Annotated in this window: 28 protein-coding genes; 13 read left to right on the top strand and 15 right to left on the bottom strand. The window is 44.5% G+C overall.

What is annotated here, in order from left to right; genetic code table 11:
- Positions 1-7: 7 nt before the first annotated feature.
- Both RH86_RS08735 and RH86_RS08740 read right to left on the bottom strand, forming a co-directional pair.
- Complete coding sequence (locus tag RH86_RS08735; protein WP_009385984.1) at positions 8-340, bottom strand: GlpM family protein; 333 nt, start codon at positions 338-340, stop codon at positions 8-10.
- 12 nt (positions 341-352) lie between these two features.
- On the bottom strand, positions 353-709 hold the full coding sequence (locus RH86_RS08740; RefSeq protein WP_005593427.1) for a hypothetical protein: 357 nt from the start codon (positions 707-709) through the stop codon (positions 353-355).
- 235 nt (positions 710-944) lie between these two features.
- On the opposite strand from RH86_RS08740, the gene RH86_RS20555 reads away from it, so the two are divergent.
- Positions 945-1,271: a hypothetical protein gene (locus RH86_RS20555; RefSeq protein WP_009385985.1), complete on the top strand. Its 327-nt coding sequence runs from the start codon at positions 945-947 to the stop codon at positions 1,269-1,271.
- Between the two features lie 153 nt (positions 1,272-1,424).
- On the opposite strand, the gene RH86_RS08750 is transcribed toward RH86_RS20555, so the two are convergent.
- On the bottom strand, positions 1,425-2,189 hold the full coding sequence (locus RH86_RS08750; protein ID WP_009385987.1) for a ferredoxin--NADP reductase: 765 nt from the start codon (positions 2,187-2,189) through the stop codon (positions 1,425-1,427).
- A 159-nt stretch (positions 2,190-2,348) separates the two neighbouring features.
- Here RH86_RS08750 and RH86_RS20125 point away from each other — a divergent pair, with 159 nt between their 5' ends.
- The 4 genes from RH86_RS20125 to RH86_RS08765 all read left to right on the top strand — a co-directional run bounded on the left by RH86_RS20125 (position 2,349) and on the right by RH86_RS08765 (position 8,794).
- Positions 2,349-2,537, top strand: coding sequence for a hypothetical protein (locus tag RH86_RS20125; RefSeq protein WP_223296333.1), 189 nt, complete (start codon positions 2,349-2,351; stop codon positions 2,535-2,537).
- Positions 2,538-2,744: 207 nt separating this feature from the next.
- Positions 2,745-4,043 carry an alpha/beta fold hydrolase gene (locus RH86_RS08755; protein WP_009385989.1) on the top strand — a complete coding sequence of 433 codons (1,299 nt, stop codon included), beginning with the start codon at positions 2,745-2,747 and terminating at the stop codon, positions 4,041-4,043.
- 68 nt (positions 4,044-4,111) lie between these two features.
- On the top strand, positions 4,112-4,525 hold the full coding sequence (gene arfB, locus RH86_RS08760; protein ID WP_005593419.1) for an alternative ribosome rescue aminoacyl-tRNA hydrolase ArfB: 414 nt from the start codon (positions 4,112-4,114) through the stop codon (positions 4,523-4,525).
- 120 nt (positions 4,526-4,645) lie between these two features.
- Positions 4,646-8,794 carry a hypothetical protein gene (locus tag RH86_RS08765; RefSeq protein ID WP_009733685.1) on the top strand — a complete coding sequence of 1,383 codons (4,149 nt, stop codon included), beginning with the start codon at positions 4,646-4,648 and terminating at the stop codon, positions 8,792-8,794.
- 67 nt (positions 8,795-8,861) lie between these two features.
- On the opposite strand, the gene RH86_RS08770 is transcribed toward RH86_RS08765, so the two are convergent.
- The 3 genes from RH86_RS08770 to RH86_RS08780 all read right to left on the bottom strand — a co-directional run bounded on the left by RH86_RS08770 (position 8,862) and on the right by RH86_RS08780 (position 10,912).
- A complete protein-coding gene (locus RH86_RS08770) occupies positions 8,862-9,722 on the bottom strand; it encodes a hypothetical protein (protein ID WP_009733686.1) in 861 nt (286 codons plus the stop codon).
- Between the two features lie 116 nt (positions 9,723-9,838).
- Entirely contained in the window at positions 9,839-10,267 is a 429-nt protein-coding gene (locus tag RH86_RS08775) for a MarR family winged helix-turn-helix transcriptional regulator (protein WP_009733687.1), read from the bottom strand.
- Positions 10,268-10,282: 15 nt separating this feature from the next.
- The gene (locus tag RH86_RS08780) at positions 10,283-10,912 is read right to left on the bottom strand and encodes a cytochrome b/b6 domain-containing protein (protein ID WP_009733688.1); all 630 of its coding nucleotides are present in this window, start codon (positions 10,910-10,912) and stop codon (positions 10,283-10,285) included.
- 166 nt (positions 10,913-11,078) lie between these two features.
- Between RH86_RS08780 and RH86_RS08785 the strand changes: the two genes are divergently transcribed.
- Positions 11,079-11,510 (top strand): c-type cytochrome, encoded by a 432-nt coding sequence (locus RH86_RS08785; RefSeq protein WP_009733689.1) that lies wholly within the window; start codon positions 11,079-11,081, stop codon positions 11,508-11,510.
- Positions 11,511-11,590: 80 nt separating this feature from the next.
- Positions 11,591-12,046, top strand: a complete 456-nt coding sequence (locus RH86_RS08790) for a hypothetical protein (RefSeq protein ID WP_009733690.1) — start codon at positions 11,591-11,593, stop codon at positions 12,044-12,046.
- Positions 12,047-12,083: 37 nt separating this feature from the next.
- On the opposite strand, the gene RH86_RS08795 is transcribed toward RH86_RS08790, so the two are convergent.
- Entirely contained in the window at positions 12,084-12,710 is a 627-nt protein-coding gene (locus tag RH86_RS08795) for a class I SAM-dependent methyltransferase (protein ID WP_005593410.1), read from the bottom strand.
- A gap of 335 nt (positions 12,711-13,045) precedes the next feature.
- On the bottom strand, positions 13,046-13,504 hold the full coding sequence (locus RH86_RS08800) for a YaiI/YqxD family protein (protein ID WP_009733691.1): 459 nt from the start codon (positions 13,502-13,504) through the stop codon (positions 13,046-13,048).
- Positions 13,505-13,916: 412 nt separating this feature from the next.
- Here RH86_RS08800 and RH86_RS08805 point away from each other — a divergent pair, with 412 nt between their 5' ends.
- Positions 13,917-15,221 (top strand): dicarboxylate/amino acid:cation symporter, encoded by a 1,305-nt coding sequence (locus RH86_RS08805; protein ID WP_009733692.1) that lies wholly within the window; start codon positions 13,917-13,919, stop codon positions 15,219-15,221.
- A gap of 126 nt (positions 15,222-15,347) precedes the next feature.
- Here RH86_RS08805 and RH86_RS08810 read toward each other — a convergent pair whose 3' ends face one another.
- The 4 genes from RH86_RS08810 to RH86_RS08825 all read right to left on the bottom strand — a co-directional run bounded on the left by RH86_RS08810 (position 15,348) and on the right by RH86_RS08825 (position 18,250).
- Complete coding sequence (locus tag RH86_RS08810) at positions 15,348-15,776, bottom strand: YkvA family protein (protein ID WP_009733693.1); 429 nt, start codon at positions 15,774-15,776, stop codon at positions 15,348-15,350.
- A gap of 147 nt (positions 15,777-15,923) precedes the next feature.
- Complete coding sequence (locus tag RH86_RS08815) at positions 15,924-17,048, bottom strand: M20 family metallopeptidase (protein WP_009733694.1); 1,125 nt, start codon at positions 17,046-17,048, stop codon at positions 15,924-15,926.
- 9 nt (positions 17,049-17,057) lie between these two features.
- Positions 17,058-17,525: a YjiG family protein gene (locus RH86_RS08820; protein WP_005593404.1), complete on the bottom strand. Its 468-nt coding sequence runs from the start codon at positions 17,523-17,525 to the stop codon at positions 17,058-17,060.
- Entirely contained in the window at positions 17,525-18,250 is a 726-nt protein-coding gene (locus RH86_RS08825; RefSeq protein ID WP_038219472.1) for a nucleoside recognition domain-containing protein, read from the bottom strand. Before RH86_RS08825 ends, RH86_RS08820 begins: the two co-directional genes overlap by 1 nt.
- A 540-nt stretch (positions 18,251-18,790) precedes the next feature.
- Here RH86_RS08825 and nhaD point away from each other — a divergent pair.
- From nhaD to RH86_RS20130, 4 genes are all read left to right on the top strand, one after another.
- Positions 18,791-20,224 (top strand): sodium:proton antiporter NhaD, encoded by a 1,434-nt coding sequence (gene nhaD / locus RH86_RS08830; RefSeq protein ID WP_009733696.1) that lies wholly within the window; start codon positions 18,791-18,793, stop codon positions 20,222-20,224.
- A gap of 204 nt (positions 20,225-20,428) precedes the next feature.
- The gene (locus RH86_RS08835) at positions 20,429-20,758 is read left to right on the top strand and encodes a hypothetical protein (protein ID WP_009733697.1); all 330 of its coding nucleotides are present in this window, start codon (positions 20,429-20,431) and stop codon (positions 20,756-20,758) included.
- 143 nt (positions 20,759-20,901) lie between these two features.
- Positions 20,902-22,101 carry a DEAD/DEAH box helicase gene (locus RH86_RS08840; RefSeq protein ID WP_009733698.1) on the top strand — a complete coding sequence of 400 codons (1,200 nt, stop codon included), beginning with the start codon at positions 20,902-20,904 and terminating at the stop codon, positions 22,099-22,101.
- A 103-nt stretch (positions 22,102-22,204) separates the two neighbouring features.
- Complete coding sequence (locus tag RH86_RS20130) at positions 22,205-22,384, top strand: hypothetical protein (protein WP_083181436.1); 180 nt, start codon at positions 22,205-22,207, stop codon at positions 22,382-22,384.
- Positions 22,385-22,405: 21 nt separating this feature from the next.
- Here the strand turns inward: RH86_RS20130 and RH86_RS08845 are convergent, their stop codons facing one another.
- Complete coding sequence (locus RH86_RS08845) at positions 22,406-22,876, bottom strand: methylated-DNA--[protein]-cysteine S-methyltransferase (RefSeq protein ID WP_009733699.1); 471 nt, start codon at positions 22,874-22,876, stop codon at positions 22,406-22,408.
- Positions 22,873-24,258: a DNA-3-methyladenine glycosylase 2 family protein gene (locus RH86_RS08850; RefSeq protein ID WP_009733700.1), complete on the bottom strand. Its 1,386-nt coding sequence runs from the start codon at positions 24,256-24,258 to the stop codon at positions 22,873-22,875. The genes RH86_RS08845 and RH86_RS08850 overlap by 4 nt, the downstream gene beginning before the upstream one ends.
- A gap of 224 nt (positions 24,259-24,482) precedes the next feature.
- Between RH86_RS08850 and RH86_RS08855 the strand changes: the two genes are divergently transcribed.
- Entirely contained in the window at positions 24,483-24,686 is a 204-nt protein-coding gene (locus tag RH86_RS08855) for a hypothetical protein (RefSeq protein WP_009733702.1), read from the top strand.
- A gap of 119 nt (positions 24,687-24,805) precedes the next feature.
- Here RH86_RS08855 and RH86_RS08860 read toward each other — a convergent pair whose 3' ends face one another.
- Positions 24,806-25,687: a LysR family transcriptional regulator gene (locus RH86_RS08860; protein WP_009733703.1), complete on the bottom strand. Its 882-nt coding sequence runs from the start codon at positions 25,685-25,687 to the stop codon at positions 24,806-24,808.
- Between the last annotated feature and the right edge of the window lie 204 nt (positions 25,688-25,891).

A 25,891-nucleotide genomic window follows, 5' to 3' on the forward strand; every position in this document is an offset into this window, starting at 1 on the left:
TCTTTATTTAACGAGTCCAAAAGAACAATAATACTGCAGCAGCGAATAACCAAATGACTGTGGCTAAAGCTAACGTCGTCGGTAATTGATAGCGATAACTCAGCCAATAAACCGCAAGTAAATACGCAGCATACGGCAGTAAAGAAAACAGCCCAAACAACGCAGTTGCTCGTAGCCCCTCCATCCCTTTCTCTTCACCAACAATATAGTGTGCGATCAAAGCAAAAGTCGGAAACAGCGGTACTAATCCAGCAACAAAAAAGTGTGGTGTGCGAGATAAAAGCGCAATAACCAATACAGCCAAAGCACCCAGCATACTTTTGAGAAACAAAGCCAACATTACAATGCTCTTCTAAGCGAGATTCATCAGCAATTGTTCATCGGTCATATACTTGTGTTTGGCACTCAGATTACGCACATGCATAAACATAAATTCAGGAAAACCAGGGGCAAGTAACGAATTCGGTTCCCAACACACACCACCAATGAAAATGTAACGACCTTGTTTGCTGTCATCATGCAGAGGATTATTGAGTGGTGTCGATAATTCTGCTCGGCATCCTTCAATGACACAGACAATTTGCCCTTTTGCGATGCCCACAACACGGCTAACGACATTGGCCTTTACACCACATTTCCACGCTTGACGCGTTGCCATCTCAAAGCCAACTTTGCGCACACCTTTATGTACATTAACGATCAAATTCATTTTGCTGCCATTATTTTCATCCTTTAACGTTCAGAGTAACGTGGAAAGAAACAACAACACGACAGGTTAATTCCTGCGATTCTCACCAGATGAAAATCACCCAAAAGCCTTTATGTCACCTGAATCACACACCGGATCAGATGGCTTTCTTAAATTTGATACAAAGTTTTGCACCTATTACTTATCCGCCTCCTATACTTAAATCAGCATTTAGGCAGCCTTCGAGGAGCGTATGATGAATAGCATTATTTTCGCAGTACTGCTGCTAACCACTCCAGCCTCAGCCACCGGGCCCAACTCTTTACCTTTAAAATGTGAACTACTAGAAACCGCCGATACCTTTTTATTCTATCCAGAGCAAATGGTGTACCGCAGTGATCAATTTGTTCTTTTTCAAAACTTTAAAGGTCGAGTTATCACTCAGGTCGATGTGAATACTGGCGATCTCATTCGCACTACCTATCTTGGCAAAACCTATGAACCAAGCTACCAAATTTTAAAAGGTCGATGCAAAGAAACGGTCCATATCCTTGATTTTTGGCAACTTGATCAAGCGCCGTAAATGACTGCTGGTATCGGCAATTTATCATCCTAACTCATCGTAGCCGTCGAGTATTATCACCGACAACATTATCACCGACAACAAAAGGGCTGGCGTGGCGTGACTCGCTCGCCCTTACTCACTTAAACACTGCGTTTCGTCATCAGTACGATGTCACCAATAACGCTCGTAGATAATATTACCTGCTTGAGCTGTACGATGCTTAGTAAGCCCCTTCTCGGTTAAGGTAGATATGGTACTTTTGATCATTTCGGGATTGCCACATAACATAACAAAGCTTTGTTCGGCATGAAATTCGGCGTCGGTTGCTTGCATCAATTCACCACTCTCAATGAGAGCTGGGATGCGACCATGTAGCGCCTCTGGCACTTGTTCTCTCGACACGACAGGCTGGTAAATCAGTCGTCCTTGATACTGTTCAACTAACTGATTAATCAGGTAACGGTACACGAGGTCGGATTGGTGTCGAACAGCATGAACCAGTACGATTCGCCGGTTACTAGGCCTAAAATTGAGATCATCAAGCAAAGCAAGAAAAGGCCCAATGCCGGTTCCAGTAGAAAGTAACCATAACGTATCACTTTGCTTTGGAATCGACTCAAACGTTAAGTCACCATTGGCTCTCTGACCAACAAAAATCTCTTGCCCTTCTTTGAGTTGATGTAAGCGCGGACTCAGTTGTCCATTAGGATCAGCAATAATCAAAAACTCCAACATATCACTGCTCGTCAGAGGCGCATTAACCAGCGAGTAAGCCCGGGAGATAGTATTACCTTCATCATCGAGTAATGCCAATTTGGTGAATTGCCCCGCTTTAAAAGAGAGATTGGCGCCACTTAAGCGAAGACTGAATATTTCCTTGGTCCAGTCGGTTCGCTTCGCAACGATCGCCTGAGAATAGCCTGTTATGTCATTCATCTTCACCTCTTGTCTCATCACCAACAGAGTTATTAACAGTTTAAAATATAGACCATTCGCTATTTTTTAAGCGGGTATTTATTACGCTACTAACTCAAGCAGGCGCACAATTGGATATCGAGATTAAGAATTGCTCGATACGAACAACTGGTTCCTCAATTGCACAAGCAACTAGAACAAGCGGTATCAATCTCAGATCCAGAGGTACAAAAACTGGTCAAACAAATTATCGACGTTGCTCCCGTCGGTTACCGAATGACATCGTTTGAACGCCGTTATATGGAAGATAAGGAATCGATGCTTTCACTACCAACAGACGCCTTCATCGTGAGACGGATGTACCATTAATCTTGTGTGCATACAAAGGCATCATCATCTGACCAACACTGAGCATTCCCAAGGGAATGCTCTTTTTAATCAAGTTCCCTTTCATCTGCGCCTTTTGCCTTATAAAGCCAAACGATTTGCACTGTTCGCTTAGGGATAAACAAGTCAGCAAGTCGATGGTAAAATAAACGCTCGAACCGCTGTAAGGCCACATTAGGAATCGTTTCAATGTTACATGCACAAGCTTTTATCCAGCAGGGTGTTCACTACCTACCGCATTACTTTACTGTACCACTCAACTACAACGACGTAGCACAAGGTCAACTGACCCTTTTCGCTCGTGAAGTGCGCTTAGTCGGTGATGAGTTGAGTGATAAACCTTGGCTGGTTTATTTTCAAGGAGGCCCAGGCTTTCCAGCACAACGTCCTAATGGTCACGGCGGTTGGTTGAAACGTGCATTACAAACTTATCGCGTGTTACTGCTTGACCAACGTGGCACCGGCAATAGCTCAGTAATATCGCACCAAACCCTTGCGTCATTCACGCCCGAGCAGCAAGCGGAGTACCTAAGCCATTTTCGTGCAGATAACATCGTTCGCGATGCCGAGACTATTCGTCAACAATTTGGTGTCAAACAGTGGGCGATTCTCGGTCAAAGCTTTGGTGGTTTTTGTTCATTGACGTACCTGTCGCTGTTTCCACACAGCCTATTACGTAGCTACATCACGGGCGGCGTACCTTCAATTTCACGTCCGGCAGATGATGTTTACCGCGCGACATTTAAGCGCACCATGGATAAGAACCAGGCCTTCTTTCGTCAATTCCCACAAGCGCAAGCGATGTGCCAGACGATTGCCAATCATTTGCTCGATCATGACGAGTACCTGCCCAATGGACAGTGTTTTACCGTAGAACAATTCCAACTAATTGGCATTAACTTTGGCATGAGCGACAGTTTCATTGCCACTTATTACCAGCTCGAAAATGCCTTTGTCGAAATCAATGGCCAACCACAACTGCGCTACGAATTTCTTAATGCCATGCTCACAGAACAAGGCTTTCAAACCAATCCCATCTACGCCATTTTGCATGAATCGATCTACTGCCAAGGTGAAGCGTCAAATTGGAGTGCCCAGCGCGTACGTAGTGAATTGAGCCAATTTAATTACCAAAAAGGCCAACCGTTCTACTTTACTGGTGAAATGGTATTCCCATGGATGTTTGAGCAATACGCCAATCTCAAACCACTGCAACACGCGGCAGAATTATTAGCCGTAAAAAATGATTGGCCTGCGCTGTATGACGCTAAACAACTGGCAAACAATACCGTGCCAGTGAGCTGCGCGGTGTACGCGGATGATATGTTTGTTGAAATGGACTATAGCCGTGAAACCTTAGCCCTTCTGGGTAATGCTAGTGCATGGATCACCAATGAATATGAACACAATGGCCTGCGAGCCGATGGTGAACGAATTCTTGATAAACTGATTGCTATGGGTGATCAAACCGCCGCTATGCTACAGTAACCGCTAATGAATTAAAGATTCGCACTTAATATCCATACCACCACGCCGCCATCTCGCGGCGGAGAATTATGTTAACAATATCCAACACTGTCACACTACAAGCTTGGGAAATACAAATGACCGCCATCCGTGCCCAAGGTGCGGGTGGTCAAAACGTCAATAAAGTATCTTCTGCCATTCACTTACAGTTTGATATCAACCACTCTTCTTTACCTGCTTTCTATAAAGAGCGCTTGCTGGCACTTAAGGATTCACGCATTTCTAAAGATGGCGTGATCACTATTAAGGCTCAGCAATTTCGCACCCAAGAGCAAAATAAAGAAGATGCGCTTAACCGATTAGCAGAATTGATCCGCGCAGCGACGGTGGTGCAAAAGCATCGTCGAGCCACCAAACCAACTCGAGGCTCAAAAGAGCGTCGTCTCAAAGCTAAAGGCATTAAAAGCCAAACCAAATCACTCCGAGGTCGCTTACGCGATTAAGGCGACCGGCAATAAGCCTAAGCTCACACAATGAGCTTTAGCCATTTATTTTCAATGACATAGTTAAGATCTCGTTTTATGCTAAACATCTATATGCATTTGCCGTAAGTATGCTTAACTATGTCTGTCTCTAACACTTCTGAACTTGAAACTCCAACAGCAATCACCGTCTCCCCTTTCAAGGTAACTTTTAACCCTCAATCGATTGATTCACTGCGAGCAGGCCTCACCGTCTACCGCCATTTTCTCGAACAGGAAGAGGCCTTTGACGATTTTTATTGTCGTATTCGTTTTTGCTTAGAAACAGGCAGTAGCGATGTATTAGGTGAGCTATTCGATAAACCGCTAGTCACGTTATTGATGCGCTATGCTGGTCATGACGATAAAGATATTCAACCTGAGCTATCACTAGCTCGAAGCTACTTACCGATGGAGAGTGTTTTTTTCCTCTTCGCTTGCCAACATCCTCAACTTGAGGCAGATATTGAGGCGACAGCTAAAGTGATGTGTCAAACTTCACGTCGCATCAATAACTCCTCCAATATGTGGATTTCAGATGCGGACGTCTTCGGCCTTCAAGCTCTGTTGATGATTGCGATGCATTACCCTCGACTCACGTATTTATTAGCAGGTTACATCGTACCTAACTGGGACACAGAGCATGCTCCATACGGAGAAGAAGTACTTGGTGTTGTCGCAAGCCATTTAGGCTACAACGAGCATACACTCAAAGCGTTTTGCTACTGTGATAATGCCAACGCTCAAGCCCAAATGTTCAACTTGAAATACACTGCATATGATGAGCAAAAACACGCACTAGGTGAACATTCTGCCTCGTTGCTGCAAATATTCCGCGAAGACCCACTAGAATTTGAACGCTTTAGAGCCGCATTAAAAGAGCGCTTTGTCGAACAAGACTTTTTACAGACCAATAATAATGAACGCGAATATTGCGAAAAACCGATCGAACGGATCATGCTATCTATCGTTTCCCCCATCTCTTGGCATCGCGACAGCGATAATAATTTAGAAACACTAAGCCAAACCTTTATTGATAGTCCGACGGATGATGTTGCAGCCGATCTTACCCTAGAGATCGAGCAATACTTAGGCCGCCCAATCGTCGCACCAAAAGTGATTGAAGAAGAACCACTCGGAGACCTATATTACACTTGGGGAACCGGTGAAGAAGAGTGGAAAGCCTTCGTATGTGAAGGCGTCGATAACGGTAAAGCGCTATGGCATTACATCGTTAGTGGGGAAAACCCACAAGTGCTCGATACCATTACACCATGTGATATAGAAACGGTAGCTAAAACGGGCAACTTTAAAATTAATCACCACATTCAGTATTTCACTGGTCCTTATGAATGCCTAGCCAGCCAATTAGAACATATTCTATATAACCTGATCGCTGATTGGACGATGCGAAATCAAAGTGGTGAACCAAACGAAGCTGAAGGCCGATTCAAGCTATTTCGCATGTTAGATGTCATTCATCGTTGGAATGACAAACACCCCTTTCACCCTGACTTTGTTTCTAAGATGGTGGAAGAATATCAGTTCTTTACCGATGCTGATTTCATCGCTCGTTTTAATGGTGATTGGCGCATTCTTTTTAACCGCTATGTGGAAAGTTTTTCCAGCTACAGCGGCAGTGTCGACCATAGTGACGCGATCGCTGTTTATCGTTTAATTGCTGATCATCGTGAGCAAGTATTTGAACTTATCATGCAGGCGGATTTTGCTGATCATTATCATCTTGAAGTGCAGTTGACCGCTTGTGCTGTCATCCTCAATTTCGATCTAGAACAAGGTCTCTGTGATCAGCTTACTGGTAAAGTATCAGAGTTTTTATCCGCCCACTTGCCTGCCGCCGCTCTTGCTGCCATTGATCATTATAGTCATTACGATAAGCACCCGGGATACGACGATGAGTTAACCGATGAGCAGAAAGCGAGCAGTCAGCAACAACGTACTGCCATCGTTAGCTACCTTGATGGCACACATCAGGATCAACAACTTGCCACCACCAGTCTTGCCGCTTATCAGCGATGCGACAGTTTCAAATATCAAGTCAACCCTGTGCAGCCCTACTACTTATTTATCTCCCATTTCCACAAAAGTGGGCAGAAATTACTGGTCTGTGCCGATGTTTATGCGCGATATTTAACGGCAACAACCCCAAATTCAACCAATGTATTCAGTCGTAGATTCCTCGATCTTTGGTTGCTCATCGCGCCACTAAAAACCGCTTACCTGTTGTCCAAATTCTATGTCGACGAAGCATTAGAAACTCAAGTTCAATATGAGCAGTTAGCCTCTCGCCTTGAGGTTCTATCACCTGTCACTCAGCAAGCTATCATAATAGAAAGACGCATCGACGACCTTTCATACTGGGAGGATAAGCAAGCGCTGCTCGCTTCACTCTTTGATGCCTATATTGCCCAATCTGAAGAACAAAATGGCGCCATTGAGCAAGCTTTAGCTCTGATACTGCCACGTCATAAACAAACCTTTATGCTCGAGCTGAAAAAATATGCTCCGCAGCTCACCCTCCATTATTTTGACCAAGAAATCATCACGGTGATTTTGGCGCAATTTAAACGCTACATCACGCGTCATAATTCACAAGCTCACGAACTCACTCTAGAACAACAGCAACATTTTGAGTTGTTCAACCACTATCTACGCTTAGATCGCCTAGCCGATGAAACCGAAATTTCTCAGTTGACCTCCGTTTTGCAAACTGAACACGTATCCACTTTAAAAGGTGAGTATGGTGAGGCTCAATTAGCGACTCTATTCTGGTTTATCCAACCGGAGCGCCAAGCCAATATTATGAGTTTATTCGCTCATACTCCTCAACTGGCGCTTAGCGAACTCTACAACGAACGAGAGGATGATAATCAAGAGAGCAAAGCACTGTGGTTATGTCAGCAAGCATTGCAGTTGGGCGCTAAGCAGAGTCATCTGTTAACCCTAATGGTCAAAAATAAATGGTTGATAACTCTTAAACACTTCGCCCAACAAGACGATATAATTGAACATCTAAATCAGCTCACGCTGGAAGATTTAGAAGCAACGTTAATCAAGTTAGCACAACAGGGCAAATTTGAACCGATCATCAACCACTATCACGATCATCGTTCACGCCATATTCGCGATCTCATTGCAGAGATTCAACTCGGCCGTTATGCACCTAAACCCAATCCTGGCATTGAAATTATGGATTACGGTATTTATGTTGACGGTCATGAAGGTGATGAGGTGGAAGGCACTCAACAAGAGGAAATTGAGCAGAGCGAATTCAAGACAATAGCGCAACTTGAGCATCGTCAGCAAAGTCACTTAGTTGAAATTGAGCTCAACCGAACCTTTGGTGTTCGTTTAGAATATTTTTCGAATGACGATAATGACGATGGTGAAGAGGAGTCCCCACAACAAGTCGCATTAACAATCCACCTACACCATCCTTATATTGCTCAGCAGCAAGGCTATGTCTCGGAATGGCAAAGCACTATTGAAGTCGATTGCAGTGCCTTTATTGGCTGGAGCATGTCGCATAAAAGTTTATGTATCCCGGGGGTTTATCGTTTTGATATCTTTGATGATGCCGAAAATCTTATTGTGACAAAAACATTTCACGTAATGGAAAGCCGCCCAATACGTGTTAAACCGATCATTGATCTTTACCAATCCAACCAATTAGATAAGCAATCAATCGGTAGTGTAAATCTCAATAGAGAAAGCTTGGCGATTGTCGCACCGTGTCACGTTAACAGTGCCTTAAACTTAAGTAATCGACTTACGACCAATATTGCTCAAGTCTATTGCTATCAACAAAATAAAAGATTGGCCTTATGCGAGATTGAACTTAGCCATGATGCGGCTCAACATTGGTACCCGGCTGCGAACCAACTCGTCCCATCCATTGAGACACGTTTAAAGGGCAAACATTTATTACTAGGAACCACGGCTGCCGTTGAGAAAGCACTCGCTCAACCCAAATTATGGAAAAAGCTGCTAAGCAAGGCGACGCCAGCTGCGGTGTTCCAACCGGATCCTTTGCAGGCCGAGAATGTGATTGGTTTACATCTCAATCAAAAAGGCGTGCAGGTGCTGTTTGGCTACTCAACCGAAGGGGAACTATGCCGCGTTCTTATCGTACATTGCAAACATGGCTTATTACGCCGATTCTATCTGCATATGATGGAAAAACTCGCGATGAAAACCCTCACTGAGGTAGGACCAAATCCGATGATATAAACGAAAAAAGCCGCTTAACGATTAATTTAAGCGGCTTTTTAAATTCAATTTCTACGATGTTTATTGATTAGAAACGATGGTCGATCGAGAGGAAGGCACTTTTACGATCGCCTAAACCCACTTCACCCAGTAAGTACCAACTGTCTGTCACTTGATATTGCATCCCAAGCAGCGGATTCCACTTGGTGACTAAGCTTTGTTCTACACGGAAGCTAGCATCATCAGGCACAAGGCCGTCTGGGATTCCTATATCAATATCTTTAACTTTACCTTCTAGCACCTGTTCAACATCTTGGTACATCGCGCCGGCCCATAATCGAAGAGGAACACCATGTTTTGTAAAATCATAGCCGATACGAGGAGATACCACGATAGCGTCAATTTCTCCTTCGATGACCGTAAGACGAGTTTGAGTGTAACTCAGATCCACGAGAGCAAATGCATTCCCATAACCACCCGCGATGACCGTACCGATACCGTACATATAGCCATCTAAAGCGAGTTCGAAATTCGGGATATCACCTTTGTGCTTAATTGGGCCCAAAAACGGTATATCAAGCGTGACATTATATTCGACACTCGCGCGCGAGTAGCCCTCAAGCATTCCGGCAATGGCATAGACATTAAGAAAAGGAAATAGCCATGCATCAGCACGAATGCTCATCACATCCGTTTTTTGCATACCACCATTAGCCTTCATGTCTAACCCAATTCGATCTGGCAAATTTAGACCACTTAGGGCAATCGAATTAACGTTGATATCTTGCTCTAACGTCATATAACTCAGACTAACACCCACTGCTTTTGGCAGTTCATAACCCAACGCTTCTGCCTTATCCTTCCAAATAGGCAGCGAAAAAGATTCAGCCTGCGCAGAAAAGGAAAACAGCGAGGTCAATAAAGTGGTCAGTAAGCTACGTTTAATCAAAGTTATGGCACATCAGCAAAATAATTAGCGCGCATCATACTATTACCGCACAAAAAGTAAACCTTGTGGTTTACTTAATTATCACCTTAATAAGTCACTCTGATTGACCACGATAACTACACCGCCGCAACCATTTTTTGTAATAGAGCGATCATTTGCTGTTGCTCTTTATCATTTAAACTACTCAACATCGTCTGATTTACCACCACTGGAATCGGCAATAATTGTTCTTTCAAAGACCGGCCTTGTTCTGTTAAGTAGATACGATATGAGCGGCGGCTATGTGGATCGGCTCGACGCTCAACCAAACCGAGATTTTCTAGCTTATCGAGTGTACGAGTGGTGGTGGAGTTTTCCACTTTGGATTTCGCAGCGATGTCTCGCTGAGTCACCCCTTCCTCTTCCCACAGACACATCATGGTTGGCCATAGTGCGACACTTAAACCATGTTTTTTTAGCTCCGCATCAAACATTTTTTCCGCTTTGCCAGCCACCACGTTGATCATCCAACCAAAGCTCGACTGTCTATCAAAATTATCACTCATTGTTCAGACCGTTGTTTAAATCATTGATAAAGCAATTATTGCCATGGTAACCAATGTCGCGACAACTAGCATCAAAAATGCATAACCTTGCGAGACAAAAGCCACTGGCTGAACAGCTTCAACATGGCTTTGTACTCCGGTAATCATCGCCTTTACTAATCCTTTGCCACGCAATTTATAGATTAAAATCGCCGCAAGATGCACACCGACCAGTACGGGTAAAATATCCGCTAGCATCACATGTGCCTGCGCCAATAACTCAAAAATAGTATCCGTTAACCATAGGTGAGCCAGTGGAAGCCCATCCAATAAACCCGCAAGGGCTAAACCAGAGAGACATTGAATTAATAAGGCTGAGAGTAGGCTAAGTACCATCCATGCACCGAGTGGATTATGCCCCACTTTCGCGGTAACTCGGCCAGCGGCGTATTTTAAACTGGTGATCGGCGAAGAGACAAAGTAGCGGAAACGGCTGGTTTCACTGCCGACAAAACCCCAAATCAATCGCCATAAAATTAGCGTTAACAGTGCAAGCCCCAACTGTACATGCGGACCATTGCCAGAGTTACCACTCACGAGTAAAGCGATAAACAGCAGTGCTTGTAACCAGTGATATAGGCGTGTTGCTAAATCCCAAACTTTCATATTAAACCTCAATTACTCTTCTATTCAGATACTTAGTTGCCCGCTCAATTTGCACCCAAGCTGCAATGGCATTTAATTTACACAACAATAGTTGCAAGCGCAACTATTGTTGTGTAAATTAAATGCCTCCCTGTTAACAACTTCACTGAATCACGAGAATGAGATCATGAAAATCCAACTAATACTCATCGCACTAATGACCCCTTGTATTGCTCTAGCAAGTAACAATTCCCAACTGATAAAAGATCGTCAAGAAGCGTTTACTCATATCGAACAACAGCTTAAAGAAGCGTCTGAACATTTAGATAGCCTTGAAACGGACTGGCTAACGGTTGAGATTAGCGCAATACAACTACAAGAAATGAGTGAGAGCTTGCAGCACAGCTTTCCCCAAGGGAGCCAAGAAGGTAGTAAAGCGAGTGACAAGATTTGGCAACAACCAAACGAATTTAATCAATTGATGCAGCAAATGGATCAAGGCTTTGAAACGCTCTACAGAGCAACAAAAGAGCACAATGTGGATCTTGCTGAGCAAGGTATTGAAGCTGCGCAACAGACATGTAGAGCTTGTCATCGCACCTATCGCTCTCGTTGGTAAATGCAAACGCAGAATCACATTACACTCATAGTACTACGCCAATAACGCAACACCATCTAACAAGATGAGAGGACCTATCGATGAAACAATCATTGGTTACACTACACAAAACCTGCGCAGTTTTAGCCTTTATTATGATCGCCAGTTTTTTCAGCAGTTCTTTAATTAGCGAACTTTTTGCCGATCATGCTACCGTGGCGAGCGTCAAATATTACATTTCTTGGGCGGTCTGGGGGTTGATCCCACTAATGGCTATGACAGGGATCACTGGATCGAAAATGGCACAAAAGGTTGAAAGTGGTGTCGGCCCAATTGGTCGTAAAAAGAAGCGCATGCCGATTATTGCCGTTAATGGCTTGCTCATCTTGCTACCGTGCGCAATTTACCTCAACGTATTGGCGAGCCAAGGACTATTTAATCAACATTTTTACCTTATACAGGGAATAGAATTGATTGCTGGTTCGATAAATTTAACCTTAATGGCACTCAATATTCGTGACGGGTTAACGATCAAAAAAACTAAGATCAGAAAATAAAACAGAACATCAATAAGCTTATCGATGTCCAGCAGCGCTACTCATCCGGTTTTTCCGCAAGCAGGTATACCGCTTTCACTCGTTTGCCTAATAAGTCCGTGATGACATTTTGGAAGCCAGCAGTCGCCGCAAGTTCATGAGCCAGAACAGGGGTCATCACAGTATTATTCGCTGACTTGATGCCATATTTACGTAAATATCGATATTTCAGTGCCCATTTATTGCAAAAGGTCATGCCGTGCAGAGTAAAACTTATGAGGATAATTCTGCCACCAGGTTTGAGTACCCGCATACACTCTTGCAGCGCATGCACTGGATTGGGGATAACATGAAGTAAGTTGGCCATAAAGACGGTATCAAAGGATTGATCTTTATAGCGCAGCGCAAAGCAATCAGCTTGCTCGACAATCACTTTAGCTTGGTGCTCAAAGCGAATTTTACTCACTTCAAGCATTGGCAAAGATAAGTCAGTGGCAACGATGCTATCACTGGCGTCGATAAGACTTTCAGTATAGGTTCCATTACCACAGCCGAGCTCTAATACCGCGCCTAAATCATGGTGCTGACGCAAGCGTGTTTTGATCGTTTGGATCTCTTTTAGGCCAACCACGTAGTTGTTGCTCGCCTCAAAATTTCTGGCAAATTCTTCCCATTTGTTTTCCACTCTTTCACTCCTTGGAATCGCAAATTACAAAATGCCACATTGCTTAAAAAATATTCTAATTTTTATTTTTTCACCACAATACAAATAGATAACGTTCGAATCAGCGAGTAAGTTAAAAAATGAGACCAAGCCCCAAATTTGTAGCACCGGAATGACGATTTACAGATGAGCAGCCTAGAGGTGCACTTAACAAGGTAGGTAAAAGAAAGGTATAAAAATTACTTAGGATTGAAATAGCTGGCAAGTAATGAATGAGCTAATAAGTCTTATCTCCAGCCACATAGCGGGGTATAAGACTTATATTCATGACCACACTTTATTGATTGCTTCTAGGGTTATTTTTGTGCTCGCTGCCATTGCACCAACCACTTATCGAGTTGGTTGGCAAACTGCTGACGATCCGCTTGGCTCATTGGCGCTGGACCGCCACTTTGAATACCACTACTGCGCATGGTTTCCATAAAATCACGTATATTTAAACGCGACTTAATGTTGTCTTTTGTAAACAGCTCACCACGAGAACTGAGGGCATGCCCTCCTTTAGTAATCACTTCATCAGCCAACGGAATATCACCGGTAATGATTAAATCCCCTGCTTCTGTGCGTTTCACAATTTCGTTATCCGCGACATCGAAGCCTGCCTCTACTTGCAAGCTGGTGATGTTTGCTGCCGCTGGCGTACGAATATACTGATTCGCTACAAAAGTGATTTCAACTCCGGTACGTTGCGCAGCACGAAACAATACCTCTTTAATCACGACCGGACACGCGTCGGCATCAACCCAGATTTTCATAGTCATTCCACTTTTTTTATTTGGCTAAATTGTAACGGTTCGATAGCGATTTGTCTCACGGTTGTTGGCTCCAATCAGTGCCCATTCAGCTCTGCATAGGACGATAGTATTCATTGGCAATAAAGCTGTAACAAGGGAGTAATTTCATAAACTTAGCAAGGTTACGTTACTTTTTCTGGCATTTAACGGCGCATTTTTACTTTTTGGTGAACAATTTTTGCTACTTTAAAGTTTAATTTGATAGTTTTGTATTTATAAATCGATCGATTTTTGTTAATTATCACACTTTTATAGTGATAAAGATCACATCTGCAACCCTAAACCAACCTTTTTGCTTTTTAATTTACCAACTCCACTGCTAACCTCCCGCACCTCCCCATTGGAGGGGAAATAACGATAAGGAGTGTTCTAAATGAATACCAAGAAACCGATGTCCCTAACCGGCCGCGTGATTCTAGGCATGGTTGCGGGTATCTTGACGGGCTTCGCCATTCGCGCCCTATTTGCTGATAATGGATTTATCGACGAGTACATCGTAAACGGATTATTTGAAGTCGGCGGACAAATTTTTGTCGCCAGTTTGAAAATGCTCGTGGTCCCGCTGGTGTTTGTATCGCTTGTTTGCGGTACCAGTTCTCTTAAAGATCTTTCGACTCTTGGCCGCATGGGTGGCAAAACCCTCGCTTTCTACATCGCCACTACCGCGATAGCCATTACGCTTGCCTTGACGATGGGTTCGCTATTCCAACCGGGTGCTGGTGCAGACCTGACCGCCGTTGGTACGTTTAAGTCTGCCGATGCGCCATCGCTTGGTCAGGTTATCATCGATATGTTCCCTACCAATCCAATCAGTGCCATGGCAGAAGGCAAAACCCTACAAGTCATCGTCTTTGCCGTATTATTTGGTATTGCGATTAGCGCTGCAGGTAAACCCGGTGAGCGTATTGCCGCATTCTTTAATGATCTCAACGAAGTGATCATGAAGCTGGTTGCGATCTTGATGAACCTTGCACCCTTTGGTGTGTTCTTCCTCATGGCCAAGCTCTTTACCGATATCGGTCTCAGCGCCATTGTTAACCTCGCTGAGTACTTCCTAGTACTGGCAGGCACCCTACTGCTACATGGTTTGGTCACTTACAGTGTGATGCTAAAGAGCTTTACCGGCCTTAGTCCGATCACCTTCCTACGTAAAATGGAAGATGCCATCATGTTTGCCTTCTCAACGGCATCATCGAACGCAACTATTCCGGTGACAATGGAAACCGCGAAACATCGCATGGGTGTGGATAACCGCGTATCGTCGTTTACCATTCCACTCGGCGCCACCGTCAACATGGATGGCACGGCAATCATGCAAGGTGTCGCAACCGCATTTATCGCCCAAGCGTTTAATATCGATCTGACCATGACCGATTACCTAATGGTGATTCTAACGGCGACATTGGCATCGGTGGGCACCGCAGGTGTTCCGGGGGTCGGTCTGGTGATGCTGGCGATGGTATTGAACCAAGTAGGTCTGCCTCTGGAGGGTATTGCACTGATTATGGGTGTTGACCGTCTGCTGGATATGATCCGTACCGCCGTGAATATTACCGGAGATAGCGCAGTAACCATCATCGTCGCAAAATCGGAAGGTGCATTGAACGAAGAACGTTTTAATGACCCGTTAGCGGGTGCTTCAGAAGAAGAAGTCCACCTCGCCAAACGAGAAGCGTAAAACAACCACGCGCTAAAGAGCGGTGCGTTAAAAACGACTCGTCACAGAACATGGTTATCGCACATGGCGATGCCCCAACAAAAAAATCCACCTTACTCTAAGGTGGATTTTCATTTTAACGCCGCACTATTCAGCTTTGACTGACGGTTCATGCAACGAATGCCACTTATCACGCGCCGCTTGTTCATGTTGGTCAGTAATCGCCGTACCCACTGAGTTGGCTGCCAGTGTCATTGCGGCCATATCATCCGTAAAACCAACACCAGCCAGTACATCAGGCACCATATCCGTCGGCAAGACAAAGTAAGCCAGAGCGCCGCCGAGTATCGCCTTATGGCGTACCGAAGTTTGAGAATCCGTCATTGCTAGCCATGATTTAATCCCTGTCACCGCAATCTCTTCTCCCAACTTTTTTGCCGATCCTTTCACTTTACGCCAAAACGTTCGTTCATCAGGAGTCGCCTGCCGAGCGTTGGGCTTTGCCTGTACCGATTCTTTATTGATGTTTATCTGTGTACCGATACCGTCATTGAGTGGCTCTATGGTGGAGTTCATTGTTACCTCCTACTAAATAACAATCATTATAACATTGGCCATATTAGCCACAGTGTACCTGCTGTTAGATGAACGCCAGATTAATGATAAAAAAAATCCCTCAACCGAAGTTGAGGGATTGAATTAAAGGGAACGGCTATGACTAAATTATTTTGCTAACTTCTCAAGTACACGCATCAACATGCGGATACGAGGCTCGATAGATTCCAACAACAAGTATTCTTGATCGCTGTGGAAGCCTGCGCCTACAGGGCCGAAGCCATCTAGCGTTGGAACACCAAGGATCGCAGTGTTGTTGGCATCTGAACCGCCGCCAACTTCTTTCCAGTTGATTGCAATTGCAAGCTCGTCTGCAGATTCTTCTACCAATGCCATTAGCGCTTCAGTTAGTGGGCTTGCCACCATTGATGGCTTGTAAGACTCACGTTCCATTGTGATAGAGACACCATCTACATATGGCGTATCTAGCATTGCACGTAGCTTAGTATCAACGTCGTCGTACTCTTCGTTACTCCAGAAACGAACATCAATCACGGCTTGGGCATGCTCAGGAACGATGTTCGCGCCAGCACCACCCGATACCACACCAACGTTTAACGTTGTGCCTGACTCAAAGTTAGTCATCGCATTGATAGCAAGAATCCAGTTTGCCATCTCAGTGATTGCACTACGGCCATTTTCAGGTTCGTTACCCGCATGCGCTGCAACACCTTTAAAGGTGATCTTGTAACCTGCCATGCCTTTACGCGCTTTTACCAAACCACCATCCGCACGTGCCGCTTCCGCAACCAGTACGTTTTTCGCATCTTTAGCAACAGATTGAATCCACTCAACTGAATCCAGTGAGCCGGTCTCTTCATCTGGGTTCATACAGATGCAGATAGACAGTTTGTCTAATACCGCTTGGTCTAGATTGCGCATTGCATAAACGATGTTTAGCAGGCCAGATTTCATATCTGAAACGCCAGGGCCGTACGCTTTTTCAGCATCGTTCGTCATTGGGCGAGCCGCCGCTGTACCTACAGGGAAAACCGTATCCATGTGACCAATCATCATCACATCGATAACGTCTGCTTCCGGCTTGTTGCGGATTTCTAGACCAAGGCCAGCTTTACCACAATCAACACGTTTTACGCTCCAACCCGTCATTTCAGCAAATTTTGCTTCAAACTGAGTAGCAATAAATTCGATGCCTTCAACAGTATAAGTACCACAGTCCACATCAATTAGCGGGCGAAGCTCTTCTAGGTATTCATTCAGAGAAAAATTCATAATCAATCCTTACACAAAAAGATTCATTACTAGCATTGCGCCAAATGCGTTTAGCACAGAGATAGCAATCATAACTGGGATGTAACGACCTTCTGTACCGATAGGACCCATGATGCGGCCCATGTACTGAACTTGTGAACCCATTAGGTAGATAGCCGGAGCTAGAATCGCAATGTGTGCACCGTTTAGGATACCTTGGTCAAATAGAGTGATTACTACGCCCACAGCGCCGCCCATCGACATCCACGCACCAATTAGAACAGCAGCTGCTTCACCAGGAAGACCAAAGATCGCCATGATCGGAGAGAAAACCGTACCCATTAGATCCAAAGCACCGGTAATTTGTAGCGCTTTAATGATAACGAAAGCCATCAACACGTTTGGTACAGTAGAAGTGGTTGCAATAACCCAACCTTTCTTAGCACCTTCAACAAAAATATCGGTAACCATTGGTTTTTTAGCTTTAACTTCGCTCATTATGCTTTCTCCTCTTGTAGACGTGCTTCTTCGTTCTTATCTTCTTTGCCTTCTGTGATGTTTAGGTAAATGCGGAACAAGTTAGCGCCCACAAACTTGAATACAAACATCACAGCAACAGCAAGACCAATTGAAGATGTTACTGCCATAGAGCCATCTGCTAGAGTGAGCGTGAATAACACAGCACCTGATGAGAAGAAGTTAACGATCGCCGCACCTGCGGTGAACTGGAACATAGTAAATACGTCAGTTTCACGCTTAGTTAAACGACCTTCGTCTTTTAGTTGACGTGTCATTGCCGCACCCGCATCAGTACTTTGTAGTGATGCAATTAGCGCTAGGCCCGAACTACCAGGAATGCCCATAAGAGGACGAAGTAGAGGAGTAAGCAGTTTACGAGCTGCATCTAGTGCACCGTAATGCTCAAGTACATTGATGACACCTAATGCAAACATAACCGTTGGGATTAGCGTTAATGCGAAGATGAAACCATCACGAGCACCGCTGCCGCCTTTACCACGAAATGATGTCATGGTCGCTTGCACGCCATCAGCCGTTTCTTGCACGCCGTATGCCACGCTACCGAATGCGCCGTTCAGCGTAGTAAAGTCGAAAACACCGTACCATTCGTTTGACTGCATAGCACCTGAGAAAAATACAACAGCGAAAGCTAGTGCGACATAGCATCCCCATGTCACCTTGCGATCTATATTGGGAGTGGACATTTTTACACCTCAAAAATTTTTAGGAACAGACCTCGCGATTTTGGGGTAATTGCTGTGCTAGAAATCTGATCCGTATCAATGCCTCATTCGTTCTGTTTACAAACTGCAATTTAGTGTCATATTTTGTGATATCACGCATAAATAGGGTATTTGCGTGACGATGAATCATAACAATGCATATCATTTATATTCATAAAATTGCTGCTATCTATTAAATATTTTACTGCCAATGGCCTTATCCCACCTATCTCACAGACAATGTCTGTAAAATTTTCTAGTATAAGGTGTTGTTTATTTTCGCGCCGAGGCCGCTAAATCGCCCCTCTATAATGATTCAAATAACGTAATAACTATGTAACTGACAGAACGATAAGTGCTTACCTTTGGCCATACTTTTTTCATTTCACCATTGCCAACGGATAACACTGATTCTGTACATCTATAGATATTGCTTATGCAGCAAGCAGTGAGACTGCATCAATAATCTTTGATTCGAGCGCAAGGAAGTGTCTACCTATCGAATTCTCAAGGAGTTGAGTAATGAAAAGCTTGTGGCTTATCTTTATCCCCTTACTGCTCGTATCGAGCCGTGTTTTTGCCTCCGGCAGCGATGCCGAACCCCTCGCCCTAACTCAGTCAGGTATTGGCTATATTGCCCTGCTCATTTTTACCATTGCCTACGCTTTGGTAATGCTCGAAGAGTATCTACAACTGCGCAAATCCAAACCCGTCTTGTTGGCTGCAGGTTTGATTTGGGCGATGTTAGGTTATGTTTATTCACAGCACGACCAAATCGAGGTCGCTAAAGCCGCACTTGAACATAACTTGCTTGAGTATGCTGAATTGCTGCTGTTCTTACTGGTGGCGATGACCTACATCAATGCAATGGAAGAGCGCAAACTGTTTGACGCGTTGCAAGCTTGGATGGTCGGTAAAGGATTTGATTTTCGTACGCTATTTTGGCTGACCGGTATTTTGGCCTTTTTCATTTCCCCCATCGCCGACAACCTAACCACTGCATTACTGATGTGTGCAGTGGTGATGAAAGTCGGCGGTGATAACACACGCTTTATCAATTTAGCCTGCATTAACATTGTTGTGGCCGCGAACGCTGGCGGTGCATTCAGTCCTTTTGGTGACATTACCACCTTAATGGTCTGGCAAGCCGGCCACGTCTCTTTTTCCGAATTTATGCCACTCTTTGTCCCATCCGTAGTGAGCTATCTTATCCCCGCCCTGATCATGTCGCGTTTCATTCCGCAAACCAAACCGGATGTGGCTCATGTGCATGTAGAGTTAAAACGTGGCGCTCGCCGAATTGTTGGCTTGTTCATTTTAACCATTGCCACCGCTGTTGCTTTCCATGCTGTGCTGCACTTCCCACCTGTCATCGGCATGATGATGGGGTTAGCATATTTGCAGTTCTTTGGATTTTTCTTACGCCGCACCCTCGCTCGTTCATTGAAACGCAAAGCCTTAATGGCGATTGCCAATCGAGATGATTACGCCTTAAAACGCTTAGGGTCGGTAGTACCCTTTGATGTATTTCGCCGAGTCTCCCATGCAGAGTGGGACACACTGCTGTTTTTCTATGGGGTGGTGATGTGCGTGGGTGGTTTGAGTTTAATCGGCTATCTCAACTTAGTCTCTGAAGTGATGTACCTCGAATGGAACCCAATTTGGGCCAATGTGATGGTGGGAATCCTGTCGGCTATCGTCGATAACATTCCGGTCATGTTTGCGGTGCTCACCATGGAGCCGGCAATGTCGATGGGGAACTGGTTATTGGTCACTTTGACCGCAGGTGTCGGTGGTAGTTTGCTTTCCATCGGTTCAGCTGCGGGCGTGGCATTAATGGGGGCAGCACATGGTAAATATACCTTCTTTGGTCATCTCAAATGGATGCCCGTTATCGCCCTTGGCTACGCCGCAAGTATCATGACCCACTTGTGGATGAACAGCACACTATTCTAAGCCGCTGCCTTGCAAAACCTCAGTTCGAACTCACCTTAGTAAAGCTCAATAAAATTAGCCAGTTAGTACTAACTAACTGGCTAACTTCTACTATTCTTCCGCTAACAAGGGAAAAACCGCCAATTTAGACAATACTCAATAAGAGATTTTTGAATCTACTTCACTTAACAACCATCGACATATTTCAACACGAAGAGGCCTGCTATGACTCATACTCCTACGCTCGTTGCTCTTATTACTGCGCTATTTTTCACTCCCACGACTCTAGCTTCTCACCATGGTGAGACTAGCGACATGAGCCTTGAAGCATCCAAACAACAAATGAAGGACAAAGGTGATAAAGCCATGTCCGATACAATGAGCAAACATGAAGGCAAGATGAAAGAGAAAGCTGCAAACATGGAGAAAGAAATAAGGTGTTCAGACGACAAGGCACATGATAAGTGCGATGAAATGCAAAAGAAAATCGACGAACACAAGCACGATAAAGACAAAGCAATGAAAGAGATAAAATCCAACGAGAATATGTTTTGAGTAAGCTCGGCACTCACTACGCTTAAACTTCGATCGACTGTTACGTCATATATCTCGTAACATCTCGTGAAGCTTCATGCTAAACTCGGCCCGTTAATAAGGGGCACAAGCCCCTTTCCACCTTTTTGATGCAGAGTTCAATCATGCCATTCTCAAAACTTGGTTTAAGCCAACCAATCACAGACGCACTAACGAAGCTTGGCTATAACAAGCCAACATCGATTCAAATCAAAGCGATTCCTGAGATTTTAAAAGGCCAAGACCTACTTGCCGCAGCGCAAACCGGTACCGGTAAAACAGCCGGCTTCGTATTGCCTATCTTGGAAAAACTGAGCAAAGGCGAAACTCAGCGTAAAAAACGCATCCGCGCACTGATTCTAACACCAACTCGTGAGCTTGCTTGCCAAGTGGAAGAGAAAGTCCGTGATTACGGCCAAAACCTTCCACTTACCTCGCTGGCAATGTACGGTGGCGTGGATGAAAAATTACAAAAACAAGCGTTGATCGAAGGGGTCGATGTTCTGGTTGCGACACCAGGTCGCCTACTTGATCTCTATGGTCAACACGCGGTCCATTTTGATGAAGTTGAGGTTTTGGTTCTTGATGAAGCAGACCGTATGTTAGACATGGGCTTTATCGAAGACATCAACAAGATCCTTGACCGTTTACCGACCGACATTCAGCACCTACTGTTCTCGGCAACCTTGTCAAACAAAGTTCGTGAACTCGCCAAGACCGCCGTTTACAACCCGTTTGAAATTTCAATCGCCGCTAACCAAGCGTCAAAGAAAAGCATTGAGCAATGGTTGATTGCAGTTGATAAAGACAAAAAATCAGCGCTACTTAGCCACCTAATTAAAGAGAATGATTGGGATCAAACGCTGATCTTCATCGAAACTAAACACGGGGCGGCTAAATTAGCGCAGCAACTGGAAAAGCGCGGTATCGAAGCGGAAGCATTCCACAGTGGTCGCAGCCAAGCGGTACGTTCACAGCTACTGCAAGATTTCAAAGCAGGCAAAATTAAGTACATGATCGCAACAGGTGTCGGTGCTCGTGGTATCGATATTGAAGGCTTAACGCGAGTCATCAACTACGACTTGCCATTCCCTGCAGATGAATACGTGCACCGTATTGGCCGTACTGGCCGTGCGGATGCGAGTGGTGAAGCGATCTCATTTGTATCACGCGATAATTTTAAAAACCTATGTATGATTGAAAGCCGTTTAGGCCATCTGCTTGAACGTCGTGAAATTGAAGGCTTTGTGCCAAATAAACCGCTACCAATTTCGATTCTAAACTACGTGCCTAAACACAAACGCGAAGCCAAAGAGAATAAATAGTCGGTTGATTTCATCGAAAATAGTCACTGAGATCAAAGGCTAGAACTCGTACTGGTTTTACACTGTCTGCACTTAAATTTATCTCGATTGAAAGGAATCAATCATGTTTAAATGCGGACAGTGTCGCCAATTCACCCGAACTCGCGACAACCGAAAAGATCTGTGTGGCGCATGGGAACAACCCACACTAGCAACACGTCAGGCTTGCGACTATTTTAGCCCTAAAAAGCCACTGTTCGATCCTGCCAATTATCCGATACCACCCACTCACCCAAAATCATAACCAGCCAATTTCACTGGACTACTAGCCCTGCTCCAACTTGAGCAGTGCCGCTTTTCGCTCAACACCGCCTGCATAGCCGGTCAACTTCCCGTTTTTACCAATCACACGATGACATGGCACAATCACCGAAATCGGATTTTTACCATTAGCGAGCCCCACTGCACGTACGGCTTTTGGATTGCCAATCGCATTTGCCAAATCCTGATAGCTCCAAGTTTCACCAAATGGGATCGTGGTTAGCGCCTGCCAAATTTGCATTTGAAACGGAGTGCCAACCGCAGCCAGTGGCAAATCAAATTGATTTCGAATACCAAGAAAATACTCATCCAATTGTGTTTTCGCAGTCAACAATAGTGCATCACTATCATCACGCTCACCCAACTCGCTCGGTAAGGTGGTGTTCACTTCAAACCACACTCCGGTTAAGCCAAGCTGATTCGACTGAAGTGTTATTTTCCCTAATGGGCTATCGATTATGGTGTAGCGTTTCATCCTGCATGACTCCATAAATGAAAAGTTGCGTAACTACCAAATGGGGCAACGGCAGTCGCATTGATGGAGGGAAATTGTTGTAGTGATTTTTTCACCACTAAATCCCCATCAAGAAAACAGTCCGGTTGAGATAACCCTCTCAGCGCAGCGTAGTTCACCGTCCAAGGCCCAATCCCTTTCACCGCCAACCATTGAGAAAAGTCAGCGTCGGGAGCAACCACCATTAACTCGGCGAAACGTTTCAACGTCTCTTTACGGCTTTGCGGCATACGCAAAAAGCTCAAATCGGCCTCAGCGATCTCTTTAGCATTGGGGAAATGAGTGACCCCTTGTGGCTGTATGGTTCGCACCAATAGATTGAGTTGATTGATTGCCGCTTTGATCGAGACTTGCTGACCAAGAATGGCTCGAACACCGGCTTCCCAGGCACTCCATACTCCTGGAATACGTAGCCCCGAATAACGAACAAGATGAGGATCTAAAGCGTGAAAGTGTTGTTCAATCGCATTGGTGTCTGCATCCAAATCCAGCATACGGCGAACTTGATTGACCAAAGCTTTTAGCTGGCTGATATCCGATAATTCAAACTCTAACTGCACCGTATTGGCTTTGCGAGCAAAATGAGCAGTCAACATTCCCGATGCTTCACCAAGTTGGAAGCGGCGCTGGTAGTCACTTTCCCCGACCCACTCCAAACCTTCTATGGCACGTAGGCGGTAAAAATTCAGCGCATATTGCCAATCAAAAGCGCCACGATAACTGAGTTCAATAGTGTGCGTTTCAACGGGCAAATGCGAAGCTCGACGCAGTGCACTTGGCGTTAGGTTGAGCGCCTTACGAAAAGCATCATTAAAGCGGCGCGTACTATTAAAACCACTGGCAAAACCGATATCTGTGATACTCATATTGCTGTTGTGGAGTAGTTGCTTAGCGAACATCAATTGATGATACAAAGCGTATTCTTTCGGTGACATACCCAACCGCTGCTGGAACAATTGCCTTAAATATCGGTCGGTAATGCCAAGCCTCTCAGCCAGTTTATCCAAAGTGGTGTGTTGTAACTCCCCCAACTCAATCAGCTTTAATGCGCGTTCAAATGATGTTGCTGTTCCTTGCCAAGCCCACGAATTAGGCGCACTGTCAGGGCGACAACGTAAACAAGGTCGATAACCCGCATGTAATGCCTGAGCTGCGTCATCAAAATACTCAACGTTTTCTTCTTTGGGTAAATTAGCCGGACAAATGGGACGGCAAAATATTTTGGTGGTTTTCACGGCAACAAAAAACCGACCATCAAAACGAGCATCTCGCGCTTGTCGTGCCCGCTGATATTGGCGATGCAGTTGGCCTTGCGAATGGGTCATTGAATCAATATCTGGCATGGTTATTTACCCTCTGGCTACACCGTTTCTATCCATTAGTTTACCCCTAACCACCGATTTTTATAGCCACATTCGGAACTCAATAGTCCATAATCAAGGGCTTAACTGATAATTTAAACATCTAGTTGCCTATCTCACATTCCTTAACTAACTTTAGTGAAGGAACTTGTTTCAAGAGCCGTAACGAGACAAGCGTTGCAAGGATAAGCAATAGGAAGTTGGCTATGAACTTACACTCATGCACCATCGTGCTTCGCGATCACTCAAAACATATCTGTAAAACTGTCGAACAATCACTCGGAGTCATCGACTCTCATGGTGTGACGAATATTGATGCAATCGAAATCCAAACGTTAGAAGGTCCGACGATTCACTATTATCAAACTCTCTCAATTGAAGAATCGATTGAAAGTTTGATGAATCTTTGATTTGGAATTATTTAAACAGACTTTCTGATCTAAAGAATAGATTCGCTAAAACAAAAAAACCTCGTTCAATGACGAGGTTTTTTTAAAGGTTAACGCTCTCAGCTCTCAGCTCTCAGCTCTCAGCTCTCAGCAGCGTTTTGCAAACTGTAGGCAGTGATTGGGTCGATGTTTTTTACTAACTCTTCGACTTGCTTAATCGCATCAACCGATGAGCTGGCTTTACGATAGCTCAAATAGATTGGGCGACACCACTCTTCTACCCCTTCCACTTTATGCAGTTGACCACTCGCTAAGAAAGGCTCTACCAATGAAGCGGGTAGATATGCGCTACCACCTTTTTCCAAAATAAAATCTAAGGCAATACGAGCAGTCGAGGTTCTCAAATATGGCGCAGGTACTTTTGCATGACGCTCAGCGTGTTCAGAGGCAAATTTAGTGCCCCAATCGACGTAAACGTATTTATCACTAAATACCGTATTGAATGCATGAGAGTCGGTGGAAACCAAAAGAAGAACAACGTCAGCGACTTTCTTGCAATTCAATTCATCTGCTTTGATTTGATCAAAAGCAAAGGCCATATCGAGCGTGCGTTCTTGTAAGCTACGAACCAGCGATTCGCGCCCCATCACTTCCGCCATAAATCCATACCCATCAAACGCTTCGGTGGTCGCACTCAAGCAGTTTTGTAGGTAAGCATCCCAAACATTGGGTGTTCCACCCATGGTAAGTTGCAATTTTTTGCCACTTTCTAGAGACAGCTCTAACTTTGCTTGTTGCAAGGTTGTCACCATCACCTCGGCATAGCTAACCAAACGTTCCCCTGCAGATGTTAGCTTAATGTTATTACGGTCACGAATAAAAAGCTGAGTATCAAAATAACCTTCGAGCTGTTTAATACGTGCACTTACGGCAGCTTGTGTAATGTATAAGTTTTCAGCAGCACGTCCAAAATGACGTACTTTTGCCAACTCTAAAAATGTTCTAAAGACTTTTACGTCCATTGTTATACCTCAGAAAATGACGCAGCAAGATTAACAGGGAAATCCTAAATTAATAAAGCAAGAAAGTGTAAAGTGTTACATGTATTTAACGATATAAATTAATGGATATGATAAAAATATTTTGTTTTTCTTTTGCTTACTTTACGCCTAATTTTCGCCATATACCAATGCTGATTAGGCCGCACTGATATCAAGGCTCAATGG

The organism is Vibrio sp. N418, from assembly GCF_000222565.1.
GTDB lineage: Bacteria > Pseudomonadota > Gammaproteobacteria > Enterobacterales > Vibrionaceae > Vibrio > Vibrio scophthalmi.